Annotated in this window: 12 protein-coding genes; 7 read left to right on the top strand and 5 right to left on the bottom strand. The window is 65.4% G+C overall.

Annotation, left to right across the window (positions count from 1 at the left end; translation table 11 throughout):
- The first annotated feature begins 252 nt into the window (after nt 1–252).
- From J2R78_RS23955 to J2R78_RS23965, 3 genes are read left to right on the top strand one after another with little or no spacing between them, the layout of a single operon-like run.
- A complete protein-coding gene (locus J2R78_RS23955) occupies nt 253–1,302 on the top strand; it encodes a Rieske 2Fe-2S domain-containing protein (RefSeq protein WP_253607084.1) in 1,050 nt (349 codons plus the stop codon).
- 14 nt (nt 1,303–1,316) lie between these two features.
- Entirely contained in the window at nt 1,317–2,069 is a 753-nt protein-coding gene (locus J2R78_RS23960; protein WP_038382468.1) for a GntR family transcriptional regulator, read from the top strand.
- A 12-nt stretch (nt 2,070–2,081) separates the two neighbouring features.
- Nucleotides 2,082–3,074: a PDR/VanB family oxidoreductase gene (locus J2R78_RS23965; protein ID WP_253607085.1), complete on the top strand. Its 993-nt coding sequence runs from the start codon at nt 2,082–2,084 to the stop codon at nt 3,072–3,074.
- 14 nt (nt 3,075–3,088) lie between these two features.
- Here the strand turns inward: J2R78_RS23965 and J2R78_RS23970 are convergent, their stop codons facing one another.
- Nucleotides 3,089–5,050 carry a bifunctional diguanylate cyclase/phosphodiesterase gene (locus J2R78_RS23970; protein WP_253607086.1) on the bottom strand — a complete coding sequence of 654 codons (1,962 nt, stop codon included), beginning with the start codon at nt 5,048–5,050 and terminating at the stop codon, nt 3,089–3,091.
- 277 nt (nt 5,051–5,327) lie between these two features.
- Here J2R78_RS23970 and J2R78_RS23975 point away from each other — a divergent pair, with 277 nt between their 5' ends.
- Genes J2R78_RS23975 through J2R78_RS23985 form a run of 3 tightly spaced genes read left to right on the top strand, consistent with a single transcriptional unit; the run spans nt 5,328 to nt 9,575 of the window.
- Nucleotides 5,328–6,311: a VOC family protein gene (locus J2R78_RS23975; protein WP_253607087.1), complete on the top strand. Its 984-nt coding sequence runs from the start codon at nt 5,328–5,330 to the stop codon at nt 6,309–6,311.
- 1 nt (nt 6,312) lies between these two features.
- On the top strand, nt 6,313–7,902 hold the full coding sequence (locus J2R78_RS23980) for a bifunctional 3-(3-hydroxy-phenyl)propionate/3-hydroxycinnamic acid hydroxylase (protein WP_253607088.1): 1,590 nt from the start codon (nt 6,313–6,315) through the stop codon (nt 7,900–7,902).
- A gap of 59 nt (nt 7,903–7,961) precedes the next feature.
- Nucleotides 7,962–9,575, top strand: coding sequence for a GMC family oxidoreductase (locus J2R78_RS23985; protein WP_253607089.1), 1,614 nt, complete (start codon nt 7,962–7,964; stop codon nt 9,573–9,575).
- Between the two features lie 292 nt (nt 9,576–9,867).
- On the opposite strand, the gene hemE is transcribed toward J2R78_RS23985, so the two are convergent.
- Nucleotides 9,868–10,914 (bottom strand): uroporphyrinogen decarboxylase, encoded by a 1,047-nt coding sequence (gene hemE / locus J2R78_RS23990; RefSeq protein WP_253607090.1) that lies wholly within the window; start codon nt 10,912–10,914, stop codon nt 9,868–9,870.
- 121 nt (nt 10,915–11,035) lie between these two features.
- Between hemE and J2R78_RS23995 the strand changes: the two genes are divergently transcribed.
- Nucleotides 11,036–11,221 carry a hypothetical protein gene (locus tag J2R78_RS23995; protein ID WP_028333252.1) on the top strand — a complete coding sequence of 62 codons (186 nt, stop codon included), beginning with the start codon at nt 11,036–11,038 and terminating at the stop codon, nt 11,219–11,221.
- A 123-nt stretch (nt 11,222–11,344) separates the two neighbouring features.
- Here J2R78_RS23995 and J2R78_RS24000 read toward each other — a convergent pair whose 3' ends face one another.
- The 3 genes from J2R78_RS24000 to J2R78_RS24010 form a co-directional block, all read right to left on the bottom strand.
- Complete coding sequence (locus J2R78_RS24000) at nt 11,345–11,632, bottom strand: PilZ domain-containing protein (RefSeq protein WP_229189556.1); 288 nt, start codon at nt 11,630–11,632, stop codon at nt 11,345–11,347.
- Nucleotides 11,633–11,783: 151 nt separating this feature from the next.
- The gene (locus J2R78_RS24005) at nt 11,784–13,454 is read right to left on the bottom strand and encodes a pilus assembly protein TadG-related protein (protein ID WP_253607092.1); all 1,671 of its coding nucleotides are present in this window, start codon (nt 13,452–13,454) and stop codon (nt 11,784–11,786) included.
- A gap of 1 nt (nt 13,455) precedes the next feature.
- On the bottom strand, nt 13,456–13,869 hold the full coding sequence (locus J2R78_RS24010; RefSeq protein ID WP_092085917.1) for a TadE/TadG family type IV pilus assembly protein: 414 nt from the start codon (nt 13,867–13,869) through the stop codon (nt 13,456–13,458).
- Between the last annotated feature and the right edge of the window lie 311 nt (nt 13,870–14,180).

Genomic DNA, 14,180 nt, shown 5'->3' on the forward strand with positions numbered 1-14,180 from the left:
CTCCTGAAGAGTCCAGCCTTCGATCCGCTGACCGCCTCCAGCGCGGCTTGGCTGCTTCTTCCATCGTCTCGGAAAATCGCACCACGTTGTCGCCAGCTCTCCCTGGAGGCGGCGCCGGCTTGATTGTCTCCACCGACACGGTGCAACTATGTATACCGAAAACCGGACATGAATACCCTGATACCTCATAATTGTCTATTTTGCGGATATGATGTATACATAGCGTATTCATAAACGCTGAGAGGCGGACCAGTGCCAAAACCCTTTCCAATGAACGCGTGGTACGCGGCCGGCTGGGATGCCGAGATCAAGCACGCGCTGTTGCCGCGGACGATCTGCGGAAAGCATGTCGTGATGTACCGGAAGGGCGACGGCGAGGTGGTGGCGCTGGAGGATGCCTGCTGGCACCGCCTCGTGCCGCTCTCCAAGGGCCGGCTCGATGGCGATGCCGTGGTCTGCGGCTATCACGGCCTGAAATACAATGCGCAGGGCCGCTGCACCTTCATGCCCTCGCAGGAGACGATCAATCCGTCGGCCTGCGTCCGCGCCTTTCCCGTCGTCGAGCGCCATCGCTTCATCTGGCTCTGGATGGGCGATCCCGCACTGGCCGATCCCGCGCTGGTGCCGGACATGCACTGGAATCACGATCCGGCCTGGGCCGGCGACGGCAAGACCATTCACGTCAAATGCGACTATCGCCTCGTTGTCGACAATCTGATGGACCTGACGCACGAGACCTTCGTGCACGGCTCGAGCATCGGCAATGATGCGGTCGCCGAGGCGCCGTTCGACGTCACCCATGGCGAGAAGACGGTCACCGTGACGCGCTGGATGAAGGGCATCGAGGCGCCGCCGTTCTGGGCCAAGCAGCTGCAGAAGCCGGGCCCGGTCGATCGCTGGCAGATCATCCGCTTCGAAGCGCCGTGCACCGTCAACATCGACGTCGGCGTCGCGCCGGCCGGTTCGGGCGCGCCGGAGGGCGATCGTTCGCAGGGCGTCAACGGCTATGTGCTGAACACGATCACGCCCGAGACCGAGAAGACCTGCCATTACTTCTGGGCGTTCGTCCGCAATCACCGCATCACCGAGCAGCGGCTGACCTCGGAAATCCGCGACGGCGTCGCCGGCATCTTCCATGAGGATGAGATCATCCTGGAAGCGCAGCAGCGGGCGATGGACGAGAATCCGGACCGGGTGTTCTACAATCTCAACATCGACGCCGGCGCAATGTGGGCACGGCGCGTCATCGACCGCATGGTGGCGAAGGAAAATCCGCCGCAGCAGCTGCAGGCTGCCGAGTAGGCGAGGGGCGAGCCATGGCGGAACGCGAGACCGATCGTTCAGTGTCGCAGACCGTGCGGGCGCAGCTTGCGCTGCGCGACCTCGTTCTCTCCGGCGGCCTGCGGCCCGGCGAGCGGATCTCGGAGCTGCAGGCGGTCGAGTTCACCGGCGTGTCGCGCACGCCGGTGCGGATGGCGCTGGTCCGGCTGGAGGAGGAAGGCCTGCTGGAGGCGATCCCTTCCGGCGGCTTCATGGTCAAGGCATTTTCCGAGCGCGACATTCTCGATTCGATCGAGCTGCGCGGCACGCTGGAGGGCCTGGCCGCGCGCTTCGCCGCCGAGCGCGGCGTCTCGTCGCGCGATCTCGAGCCGCTGAAGGAATGCCTCAACGAGATCGACGGCCTGGTGCGGCAGGATCCGATTTCGGTCGAAGCCTTTTCGTCCTATGTCGCGCTCAACGCGCGCTTCCACGCGTTGCTCACCGAGCTGTCGCGCAGCCCGCCGCTGATCCGGCAGATCGACCGCGCCTCGGCGCTGCCATTCGCCTCGCCGAGCGGCTTCGTGATGGCGCAATCGGCGTTGCCTGAGGCGCGCCAGATCCTGCTGATCGCGCAGGATCACCATCGCATTGTGGTCGACGCCATCGAGAACCGCGAGGGCGCGCGCGCCGAGGCGATCATGCGCGAGCACGCAAGGCTTGCGGCACGCAATCTGCGGCTGGCGCTGCGCAATCGCAGCCATCTCGATCTGCTGCCGGCGCTGGCGCTGATCAATTCGGCAGCCGGCTGAGCGGAGAACGCCATGCGATTCATCGAGACCTGGACATCCGCCACGCTGCTCGCCGTGCGCGACCTCACGCCCGGCATCCGTGAATTCCTGCTGCGGCCGGATAACTTTACGGGTGCGCCCTATCCGGTCGGCAGCCATATCGATGTCGGCGTCACCATCGAAGGCCAGCCGCAGACCCGCTCCTATTCGCTGGTCGGCGAAGTCGATCCGCAGGGCTACCGGATCGCAGTTCGGCGCGCAGCGGATTCCCGCGGCGGCTCGCGCTACATGTGGTCGCTCGCGCCGGGCGTGCGGCTCACCGTCACGCTGCCGACCTCGCTGGTGCAGCTCGACTGGACGCGGCGGCAGTTCTGCCTGATCGCGGGCGGCATCGGCATCACGCCGATCGTCGGTGCGGCACAGGCGCTCGCCCGCCGCGACGCCGGCGTGACGCTGCACTATGCCGTGCGCACGCGCGGCGATGCGGTCTATCTCGATATGCTTGAGCGTGCGCTCGGCGACCGCCTCACCGTTCATGCCGGCGACGAAGGCAGGCGGCTCGACCTCGACGGCGTCTTTGCGGCGCTGCCGCAGGACACGATGACACTGTTCTGCGGCCCGATGCGGATGCTGGACGCGGCGCGGCGCGCCTGGGAGGCATCCGGCCGCCCGCTCTCCGACTTGCGCTACGAGACCTTTGGATCGAGCGGGCTGCTGCCGACCGAGCCGTTCCGCGTGCGGCTCAGGGGCGAGGGGACTGAGCTGGGGACCGAGTTCGTCATCCCGCGCGACCGGTCGATGCTGGACGTGCTCAACGAAGCCGGTCATGAGGTGATGAGCGACTGCCGGCGCGGTGAATGCGGGGTCTGCGCGCTCGACGTGGTCGATGTCGACGGCGAGATCGACCATCGCGACGTCTTCTTCAGTGACCATCAGAAGCGGGAGAGCCGCAAGATCTGCGCCTGCGTCTCGCGTGCCCGCGGCACCATCACGGTCGACACCCTGCATCGGTCGGACGCGCCCTGACGAGCCGAGCGGCGCTACGCCGCGTGCACCGAGTGCTGCGGATCGTGATCGAGCAGTGCGGAGATCTCGCTGCCTGACATCGGCCGCCCGATCAGATAGCCTTGGACCTCGTCGCAACTGGTCTGGCGGAGATATTCGAGCTGATCCGCGGTCTCGACGCCTTCGGCCACGACGCCGATCTGCAGCTCCTGCGCGAGGCCGATCACCGATTTGACGATCGCGGCGCAGTCCGGCTGGGTCAGCATGTCCCGGATGAAGGATTGATCGATCTTGATGCGGCTGAACGGCAGCTTGCGCAAATAGGTCAGCGACGAGAAGCCGGTGCCGAAATCGTCGAGCGCGACCGTCAGGCCGAGCTCGAGCAGCGCGTGCAGGATCGCGGGCGCCGATCCGTATTTCGAGATCAGCATCGACTCGGTGATCTCGATCTCGAGACGGTTCGGCGCGACGTTCGCCTCGGCCAGCGCGTCGACGATCGTCTGCAGGATGCCGACGTTCTGGAACTGGACCGCGGAGAAATTGACTGCGATCCGGATGTCGTCCGGCCAGCGCGACAGCATCGTGCAGGCGCGGCGGATCACCCACTCGCCGAGCTGGTGGATCAGTCCGCTTTCCTCGGCGATCGGGATGAAGACGGTCGGCGGGATCAGGCCGCGCGTCGGATGCTGCCAGCGCAGCAGGGCCTCGAAGCCGGTGACGCGGCCTTTGCGGATGTCGAGGAACGGCTGGTAGACCAGAAACAGCTCGTCCGCCTCGATCGCGTGCTCGAGATCCCGCTGCAGGGCACGGCGGTCGCGCGCCGACCGGTCGTCGCTGGCCTCGAAGAAGCAGATGGTGCCGGGCGCGGATTTCTTCGCCCGGTAAAGCGCGATGTCGACATGCTTGAGCAGGTCGTGGGACGTGCTGCCGTCCCGCGGCGCCAGCACGATGCCGATGCTGATCGTCCGGTTGACCTCCAGCCCATCGATCGGGAACGGCTCGGCAAAGGCCGCGACGAACCGTTCGGCGATCGCCAGCGCGTCCTCGGGCCGCGTCAGATTCGACATGATCAGCGCGAACTCGTCGCCGCCGATCCGTGCGACATGTTCGGCCGCGCGCGTGCAGCGCTGCAGCCGGGCCGCCACCTGCACCAGGAACTCGTCGCCTGCCGGATGGCCGAACCTGTCGTTGACCTCCTTGAAGCGATCGAGATCGAGCAGCAGCACCGCGAATTCCTCGCCCGACCGCGCCAGTCGGTTCAGTGCGCCGTTGAGCGCCTCATTGAAGGCGACGCGGTTCGGCAGATGCGTCAGCGGATCCTGCCTCACCGTCCGCTCGGCCTCGTGCTGGGCGATGATCCGGCGCCTGAACTCGAACGCGTTGACGAACACGCCGCGCAGCAGCACCGAACCGTAGACCAGCACCAGCACGGCCATCAGGAGGTAGACGAAATCGCCGTCCCGGCCGAGGCAGATCGCGGTGCCGACGAAGATCGGCGCGGTGAACGCAATCGCGGCGATCGGGATGGTGGAGAACGCGAAGGCGCCGCCGGCCAGCATTCCGGCGCACAGGCAGGTGATGACGAGCTGGGCGCCGCTCGATGCGTTCGCGAAGAAGGCGACGGGGACGACGCCCCAGGCCGTCCCGAGCGCCAGCGCATTGCGCACCAGCCGGTACATGGTTCGGCGCGACACGAATTGCGGCTTGGCGATGCGGCGCGATGCCCGCGCCTGCAAGCCGAAGAACAGCGCCGCGCTGCCCACGGCGGCCGCCCACACCAGCGCAAAGGCCCAGTCCGGCGATTGCCACAGCGCAATCGCCAGCACCATCGCGTTGCAGGCGTTGGCCAGCATGATGCCGAAGGAATAGCCGAGCACCAGCGAGACCTGTTCGGCGCGGATGTGGCCGGCAAGCGCTTCATCCGTCGGTGGTGCACCGAAGGCCGCGAGGTCGCCCGCGAACAGGGTCGCGAAATATGATCTCAGATGGGTCCGCATCACTACTTGCCTGCCCGGTTTGGCCATGGCGCAGTGGCGAAGAATTCTCTGCAAACCTTTGACAAACTATGAACTATTGGAACGGACCGTGCCGCGGCCGGCCGCTCCTTCGGTTCCACCGGCAGGCATTGCTAACAAATCGATACAAATGCGTGACGCGAGGTCACGGAGCGGCAAAGCTTGCCGCGGGCCGCGCTGCTTGATCCCCCGCGGGTTTTTCGCAATGAGTCGGGTTCCCGCGAACGGCAAAAACCAGAAGGTGCGCATGAGTCTCCCGATGACGAACCACGATCCCGGGTTCCGTATCACGCGGGCCAGCCATGTCGTCCTGAGCGTTCGTGATCTTGCGGCGAGCCGGCAGTTCTACGAAAAGGTGATTGGGCTGATCCTGACCGCGGAGGAGGGCGGCGCACTCTATTTCCGCGGCGTCGAGGAGGCCTGTCATCACAGCCTTGTGTTGCGCAAAGGCGAGGGCGCCGCCTGCGCACGGCTCGGCCTGCGGGTCTTTCAGGACGATGACCTCGACCGGCTCAAGGCCTTCTTCGAAGCGCAGGGATGCCGGGCCGCCTGGGCCGAGGTGCCGCATCAGGGCCGCACCCTGCATGCGACCGATCCGGCCGGCACGCCGCTGGAGTTCTGCGCAACCATGCCGGTCGAGCCGCGCATGATCACCAAATTCACCCGCCATGCCGGCGGCTCGGCGCTGCGGCTCGATCACTACCAGGTGCTGACGCCCGAAGTGCGCAAGGCATGCGAGTTCTACACCGCGGCAGGCTTCCGGCTCAGCGAATATATCGCGCCGGTGGGCACATTGGATCTGCGCGGCGTATTCCTGCAGCGCAAGGGCAATCCGCACGACATCGTGTTCTTCAACGGCGCCGGACCGCGGCTGCATCATTTCGCGTTTCTCGCGCCCGAGGTTCACCATCTGCTCAACGCCTGCGATGTCGCCGGCGAGCTCGGCTATGGCGCGGCCGTTGAACGCGGCCCCGGGCGCCATGGGCCGGGACACGCGATGCATGTCTACATGCGCGATCCCGATGGGCATCGCGTCGAGCTGTTCAACACGCACTACCAGATCATGGACATCGAGAACGAGCCGGTCGGGTGGGATCCGTCCGACCACACGATCTCGTTCCCGTGGGGACTGCCGGCGCGGCAGGCCTGGTTCGAGGAGGCGACGCCGTTCGAAGGTGTCGCGATCCGCGAGCCGCAAATGAAGCCGAAGCCGCTGACGCTCGAGAGCTACCTCGCGAAGTAGCATGTCATTGTCAGCCGATTATCCCATCCATGACGTGGCCATCGTCGGTCTCGGGCCGGTCGGTGCCATCTTCGCCAATCTGCTCGCGAAATCCGGCTTGAGGGTCGCCATCGTCGAGCGCGTTGCCGACATCTACGACAAGCCGCGCGCGATCACGCTCGACCACGAGGCGCTGCGCGTGCTGCAGGCGATCGGGCTCGGCGATTTCATGGAGCAGGCGATCGCCCCGCATAACGGCTCGCACTATCTCGGCGTCGACGGCGAGATCATCAAGATCTTCGATCCGATGCCGCCGCCGTTTCCGCTCGGCTGGATTCCGAACGTGACCTTCGTGCAGCCGGACGTCGAGCAGGCGCTGCGCGACAAGCTCGCCGACTATCCGCATGCCGACATTTTCCTTGCGGCCACGGGCGTGGCGCTGCAGCAGGACGATGGCGCGGTGATGCTGACGGCGCGCCGCGAGTCCGGTGAGGAGTTCTTGATCCGCGCGCGCTATCTGGTCGGCTGCGACGGCGCCAACAGCTTCGTCCGCAAGCAGCTCGGTATCGGCCTCGACGACCTCGCCTTCGATGAATGGTGGATGGTGGTCGACACGCTGACCAGCGATCCCGCCAGGCGGCCGGCCAGGAGTTTTCAGTATTGCTGGCCGTCGCGTCCCGGCACCTTCGTGCCGGGCCCGCGCAATTTGCGGCGCTGGGAGATCAAGTTGCTGCCCGGCGAGGACCCCGAGGCGGCCGGCACGCCCGACAACGTCGTGAAGCTGCTCAAGCGTTTCACCGATATCTCGGACCTCACGATCTGGCGCTCGGCGGTCTATCGTTTTCACGCGCTGCTCGGCCGGCGCTGGCGCGACCGCCGCGTGCTGCTGATGGGCGATGCCGTGCACCAGACGCCACCGTTCCTCGGGCAAGGGCTGTGCGCGGGTATCCGCGATGCGGTGAACCTGGCCTGGAAGTTGCGGCTGGTTCTTCGTGGCGACGCCGGCGATGCGCTGCTCGACAGTTACGAGATCGAGCGCAAGCCGCATGTCCGCGCCGTCGTCGCCAGCGCCAAGGAATTCGGCAAGATCATCGGCGAGCTCGATCCGGTGGCCGCCGTCGAACGCGACATGCGGCTGCGCGCCGACCTGAAGGCCGGCAAGGCCGAAACCATCAGGCAAAAATTCATCCCCGATCTCGTCTCCGGCCTGATCGCGCGCGATGCCGCGCTTGCCGGGCGGCTGTTCGTGCAGCCGCATGTGCGCGCGCCGGATGGGCGGACCTGCCGGCTCGACGATCTGCTGCAACCGGAATTCGCGATCGTGACGACCGCGGCGGCTCCGATGGCGTGGCTGTCGGACGCGTTCGCTGCCGCCTGGCAGCGTCTGTCGGGTGAGCGCGTCGTCATCGCCACATCAGACGAAACTGCCGATCGAGGCGGTATCCTGACCGTGATCGAACGCGACGGTTTGTTCGCGGACTGGATGCGGCAGCATGACTCCGCGGCGGTCATCGTGCGGCCGGACCGCTACGTCTTCGGCGCCGCGCGCAATGCCGGCGAGCTCAGTATGCTTGTCGAGCAACTGCTCCAGAACCTCAGCGCAGGGCGCTAGTCTTTTCAAGCCGCCGCTTTGTCTGTACCACCGGAAGAAAGAAATTCCGGGGGAAACCAGTGAACAACAACAACGATGCGGCAGAGTATGATTACGTCATCGTCGGCGCCGGCTCGGCCGGTTGCGTACTCGCCAACCGGCTGAGCGCTGACGGCAAGCACTCGGTGCTGCTGCTCGAGGCCGGACCGAAGGACAGCAACATCTGGATCCATGTCCCGCTCGGCTACGGCAAGTTGTTCAAGGAAAAATCCGTCAACTGGATGTACCAGACCGAGCCCGAGCCGGGCCTGAACGGGCGGCAGGTGTTCCAGCCGCGCGGCAAGGTGCTCGGCGGCTCCAGCTCGATCAACGGCCTGCTCTATGTGCGCGGCCAGCACGAGGACTATGACCGCTGGCGACAGCGCGGCAATGCCGGCTGGGGCTATGACGACGTCCTGCCCTATTTCAGGAAGGCGGAGGATCAGCAGCGCGGCTCCAACACCTATCACGGCGCCGGCGGCCCGCTGCCGGTGTCGGATTGGCGGCATCATGATCCGCTGTCGGAAGCCTTCGTGCATGCCGCAACCGAAGTCGGCATTCCTACCAATCCGGATTTCAACGGCGCGACCCAGGAGGGCGCGGGCTTCTTCCAGACCACGACGCGGCGCGGCCGGCGCGCCTCGACGGCGCGGTCCTATCTGCGGCCGGCGCTGACGCGCGGCAATCTTCATGTCGAGACCTCGGCGCTGGCGCAGCGCATCCTGTTCGACGGCAAGCGCGCGAGCGGCGTCGCCTACAAGCAAGACGGTCAGTTGCGCAAGGCCAAGGCGCGCAAGGAGGTGCTGGTATCGAGCGGTGCGTACAACTCGCCGCAATTGTTGCAGCTCTCCGGCGTCGGCCCGGCCGATCTGTTGAAGCAGCACGGCATCGACATCGTGCTCGATGCGCCCGGCGTCGGCAACGATCTGCAGGATCACATGCAGGTCCGCATCGTCACGCGCTGCGCGCAGACCGTCACGCTGAATGACGTCATCAATCATCCCGTGCGCCGCGTCATGGCGGGCCTCCGCTACGCCGCGCTGCGCAAGGGACCGTTGACGATCGCCGCCGGCACCTCCGGCGCGTTCTTCAAGACCAGCCCGCGGCTGGCCTCGCCCGACATCCAGATCCACTTCCTGCCGTTCTCGACCGACAAGATGGGCGAGCAGCTGCATCCGTTCTCGGGCTTCACGGCCTCGGTCTGCCAGCTGCGTCCGGAGAGCCGCGGTTCGCTGAAGATCAGGAGCGCGGACCCGGGCGTGCCGCCGGAAATCCGCATCAACTATCTGGCGACCGAGACCGATCGCCGCGCCTTCATCGACGGCATCCGTATCCTGCGCAAGATCCTGGCCGCGCCGGCGCTGAAATCCTATTCAGTGGGCGAGGTCGATCCCGGCGCCACGGTGGTCAGCGACGACGACCTGCTCGATTTCTGCCGGCGCACCGGCAGTACGGTCTATCATCCGACCTCGACCTGCCGGATGGGCAACGATCCGCTCGCGGTGGTCGACCAGCGGCTCAAGGTGCGCGGCATCGAAGGTCTGCGCGTGGTCGATGCGTCCGTCATGCCGGACCTGATGTCGGGCAATACCAATGCGCCGACGATCATGATCGCGGAAAAGGCGTCCGACATGATTTTGGAGGACGCGCGGTAGGAGTCCTCAGTTCCGTCATCCCCGCGCAAAGGCTTCGCCTTTGTCGCTGGAGGAGCGCGCTCTCGCGCGCGTCTCGAAGGATGCACGGCCCCGATATTTTCGACGCGTCGCCCTCCTTACTCGTGGCCAGACCTGGGCCGTCGACCCTCCGAGACGACCGCTGCGCGGTCTCCTCAGGGTGACGGTGAGGGAAGCTCCGTAGCCCGGATGAAGCGAAGCGTAATCCGGGGCTAGTCTAGCGACGGAGGAGAGAGTCCCGGATTGCGCTGCGCTCCATCCGGGCTACAAGGTCTCAGCCCTTATACGCGCGCACCCGCGCGACCATCTGCTCGACATGGGCTATCGGCGTCTCGGGGAGAATGCCGTGGCCGAGATTGAAGATCATCCGTCCCTTGCCGAAGTTCTCCAGCACATCGTCCACCGCGCGGTCGAGCGCGGCGCCGCCGGCGATCAGGGCCAGCGGATCGAGATTGCCCTGCACCGCGACCCGGCTCTGCACGCGCTCGCGGATCATCGACGGCTCGGTGGCCCAATCGATCGAGACCGCATCGACGCCGGTTTGCTCGACATAGGCCGGCAGCATGCCTGCCGCGCCGCGCGGGAAGCCGATGATCCTGGCATCAGAGACCTGCTTGCGCACCCCGGCCACGATGCGCCGGGTCGGCTCGATCGCCCAGCGGGCGAACTCGCGCGGCGGCAGCACGCCGGCCCAGGTGTCGAAGATCTGCAGGCAGTCGGCGCCGGCCTTCAACTGGCCGACGAGATAGTGGATCGAGTTCTCGACCAGCACGTCGATGATCTTGGCGAACGCATCCGGATGGCGGTAGGCAAGCATCCGCGCGGGTGCCTGGTCCGGCGTGCCCTGTCCGGCCACCATGTAGGTCGCAACCGTCCACGGTGCGCCGCAGAAGCCGATCAGTGCGATCTCGGGGGCGAGTTCGCGACGGACGCGGCGCAGTGCTTCAAAAACCGGCTCGAGCGTGTCGAAGTTGGCATCGGTTGCCAACGTCGCGATTTCGCCGGGCGTTGCCAGCGGATCGAGCCGCGGTCCTTCGCCGGCCTCGAAGCGCACAGAGCGGCCGAGCGCGTAGGGGATTACCAGGATGTCGGAGAAGATGATCGCGGCGTCGAAGTTGAACCGGCGGATCGGCTGCAGCGTGACCTCGGCGGCGAATTCGGGCGTGAAGCAGAGATCGAGGAAGCCGCCGGCCTTGGCGCGCAGCTCGCGATATTCCGGCAGATAGCGGCCGGCCTGCCGCATCATCCAGAGCGGCGGCACGGCCTGGCGGTGGCCCGATAGCACGTCGATGAGCGGCTTCTTGGTGGGATCCTGGGGCACGCGGATAGTTCCTGATCACGGTCAAATTTGCGCCCCTGATACACGCTGCAGCGCAATGGGCCAAGGCGGTTCTGGAACCCCCCTTTGCGCGGCCGCGTTGTCCCCCGAATGGAGGGACGACATGGCCGACAAATTCGATCCTGCCCCGCACGACAAGCATGCCGAGAAGCCGCACGAGGCGCAGGCTGCCGACCGCAAGGCCCGCACCCGGCTGAAGGAGGGGCTCGAGGATACCTTCCCGGCCTCCGATCCGGTCAGCGCCACGCAGCCCGCGCCGTCAAAGCACGACGGCAATCGGGACAATTAGCTGGTGTATGCCAGCGGCTGCTAACCACGATGCCAAGAGAGTTCCACATGCGGCGAACTATTCGCCGCGGAGCGATGGCCCGGAGCACCGGGCCCGTCCGCATACCGTGATCGCCGGGATAGTCTAGACGGGGCCGCTTGCGGGGCGCTGCATCCGGTCAGATTCGAAGGTCACGCCGAGCCGGCGCTCCAGGCGCCAGGCCACAATGCAGTGCCGCCGGATCGGTTCGCTCTCGATCTCGAGGTCGAACGCGAGCGGGATTGCGACGTCGCTTTCCACGGCGAGCCCCGCGCCGCCGGTCGAGAGGTTGAGCACAAGACATCCGACACTGCTGTTGCGGAAGAAGATCGTCCCGCGCTTCAGCAGGATCGTTCGTTGGCTGTCGGTCTTGTATCTTATCGTTGTGCTCACGGCAGTCTCCTCCCCCGATGTGATGCCCGTCGCGATCGGTCCCCTCAAGCGCGATGGTCGCGCTTTCGCTTCTTGTTCGAGCACGATCTCCGCGCAAACGCTTTGCGTTTGTCGCGAGGGAAAACCGCTTCGTACTCTTCCGGATCATGCTCTAGTTCACCAGCACGGCGCCATCGCAGCGGATGCCCAGCACCCAAACGTCGACCTGGCCGAGCCCGATGCCGAGCGTCGCGAGCAGCGACGCCAGCACCTGATCGACTGAACTCGTCACGCCGTTCAGGATGCTCATGACGAGCGCCCCCAATCCCGGGATCGGCAGCCCGAGCGGGCCGAGATTGATGGTCAGCGAGAGGTCGCCGAGCAGACTTCCTGTCAGCGATGAAAGGAAGTTGGTCGTCGTCACCGTCTTCTTGGTGCCCGACTGGATGTCGCTGTAGCTGAAATTGACATTGGTCGGCGTGGTGTTGCCCATGCCGGCATGGGCGAGGCCGGTGACGGTGGCGAGACCAAGGTTGACCAGTGTCGCCGGCGGCGGATTGGGCTTGGTCGTGAAGTTGGTCATGTCGGCGACCGTGACGTTGCCGATCCATGCATCCACGATCCCAGGCGTCACGCCGATCGTGACCTGCGAGGTGTTGATGTTGGGGTGGCCGCAGGACACCGCGTTGAGCGTCGCGGTGCCCGAGGCGACCTCGACATAGACCGGGAGATTGATCGCAGACACGGTGCCGGAGCCGAGCACATTGATGGTCGCCAGGATCCTGGTCTGCGCGGTGTGGACGCTCACACCCTGGGTGCCGATCGCGATCCAGCTCGAGCCGACCGGGCGCTCGCCGATCGTTGCGATCACGGAGACGTTGGCGATGCCGGGCAGGCCGAGATTGATCGAGGTCGCGATCTGATGGTTGCCGTTGGCGATCTGCGCCACCGTGGAAATCAGGTCGAACACCGAAACGCTGGCGCCGACCTTGGGTTTCTGCCCCACCGTGAGATTGGCGAAGGGACCGAGGTCGACCAGCGTGCCGGGCGAAATCTTGGTGGTGGAGCCGGTGACGGCCTGGGAGATCGTCGACAGCGCGGTGGTCGCCGCGTTGGCGCCGTTGGTGATCTGCTGGGTGGTCAGCGCCGACGCGACGATGTCGCCGACCTTGATGTTGCTGCTCAGCAGGTCGCTATAGGTGACGCCGGTCAGGTTGACCCGGGTCGCCAGTGCCGACAGGAAGTCCAGTGCGTCGATCTTCGCGCTGATCAGCGCATTGTAGTCCATCACCGAGAGCGACAGCGTGGTGCCGAGCATCGAGCCGAGCAGCGCATTGAGCGCGCCGCCGTTGACCGAGAGCAGCCTCGACCCGATCGCGAACGAGGCCATTTCGGTCGATGTCGCGGTGGCGGTCGTCTTGATGGTGAAGCTGCTCGCGCCGGTGAGGTACCGCGCGAAGTAGAGCGGGGTCTGGGTGTTCAGCGTGACCCGCGCGGCGTTGGGAGTGCCGACCGCCGGGGTCACGAAACGGGCCTGCGGCGCGATGGCGCTGTTTGCGGTGTAGGTTCCTGTCTCGACCTTGACCAGCGCACTGGCCGGGTACTTGTTCTGCGTCACCGTCGCGGTGGCGGCGTTGACCGGATTGTTCAGGTTGGCGGCGGCGACGATCGCGGCGAGATCGGCGGTGCTCTGCGTCTTGCGCCGGTCGGCGAAGATCGTGCCGAGATCGATGGCAAGACCAGCGCACCCGATCAGGAGCGTCATCAGGCCGGCGCTGATCATCGCGAAGTTTCCTCGTTCGTCGGCGCCAAAGCGCCGCATCAGTATGAGGACGCCTCTCATCCTAGAATCCCCCGTACTGAATCGCCGCGGAGCGGACGATGGTGCTCGCCGGGGCGGGGACGAAGGGCAGCTTGTAGATGAAGTTGCCGGCCGCGTTGTAGTTGACCGTCACGACGTAGACGTTGGCATTCGATGGAGACGGCGCGGCATTGACCGTGAGATTGCCGGGGACGAGCAATGGATAGGTCGACGCGTTGGCGGTGACGTAGCTCGTCGCGAGGCTGTTGCGTTCGGTGTCGGTCATTCCCGCGATGGATGACCGCGCCGCTTCGGCGGCGAGTTGCTGAACGCCATGCACCATGGCGAGATACGAGCCGAAGACGATGATGCCGAAAATGAAGGCAAGAAACAGCGGCAGCATCAGCGCGAATTCGACAGCGGACGCACCGTTTCGGCAGCGAAAAAACCTGGTCATTGCAACACACCTCGAAACGCCAACGACGACGTCACGTTGCGAGGCTTTGATTAAGGAAAACTATGAAAACGCTTCCGCGAATCAGCGGCCGCAATTCAGACTTATCGGGTCAGTGAAGCGTTATGGGGCGATCAGAATATTTGATGCGATATCCGCAAAAACCCGGGGTGTGGTGCGGTTGAGGTGCTGCAGCGTGTGGAGATGTAGTTGTTGGATACCGTGATACGCGGAGCAATGCACGTAACAATACATATGGCCTGCAATATCAGTGCCTTGGCGGGTAATTGTAGCTAAACGAAAGTGCAACCAAA

The sequence above is a fragment of the Bradyrhizobium sp. USDA 4538 genome (genome assembly GCF_024171045.1).
Lineage (GTDB): Bacteria > Pseudomonadota > Alphaproteobacteria > Rhizobiales > Xanthobacteraceae > Bradyrhizobium > Bradyrhizobium australafricanum.

What these genes read in the sequence shown, in the direction of transcription:
- J2R78_RS23960 (WP_038382468.1), top strand. Translation starts at nt 1,317, where the DNA reads ATGGCGGAACGCGAGACCGATCGTTCAGTGTCGCAGACCGTGCGGGCG.
- J2R78_RS23965 (WP_253607085.1), top strand. Translation starts at nt 2,082, where the DNA reads ATGCGATTCATCGAGACCTGGACATCCGCCACGCTGCTCGCCGTGCGC.
- J2R78_RS23970 (WP_253607086.1), bottom strand. Translation starts at nt 5,050, where the DNA reads ATGCGGACCCATCTGAGATCATATTTCGCGACCCTGTTCGCGGGCGAC.
- J2R78_RS23975 (WP_253607087.1), top strand. Translation starts at nt 5,328, where the DNA reads ATGACGAACCACGATCCCGGGTTCCGTATCACGCGGGCCAGCCATGTC.
- J2R78_RS23980 (WP_253607088.1), top strand. Translation starts at nt 6,313, where the DNA reads ATGTCATTGTCAGCCGATTATCCCATCCATGACGTGGCCATCGTCGGT.
- J2R78_RS23995 (WP_028333252.1), top strand. Translation starts at nt 11,036, where the DNA reads ATGGCCGACAAATTCGATCCTGCCCCGCACGACAAGCATGCCGAGAAG.
- J2R78_RS24005 (WP_253607092.1), bottom strand. Translation starts at nt 13,454, where the DNA reads ATGAGAGGCGTCCTCATACTGATGCGGCGCTTTGGCGCCGACGAACGA.
- J2R78_RS24010 (WP_092085917.1), bottom strand. Translation starts at nt 13,869, where the DNA reads ATGACCAGGTTTTTTCGCTGCCGAAACGGTGCGTCCGCTGTCGAATTC.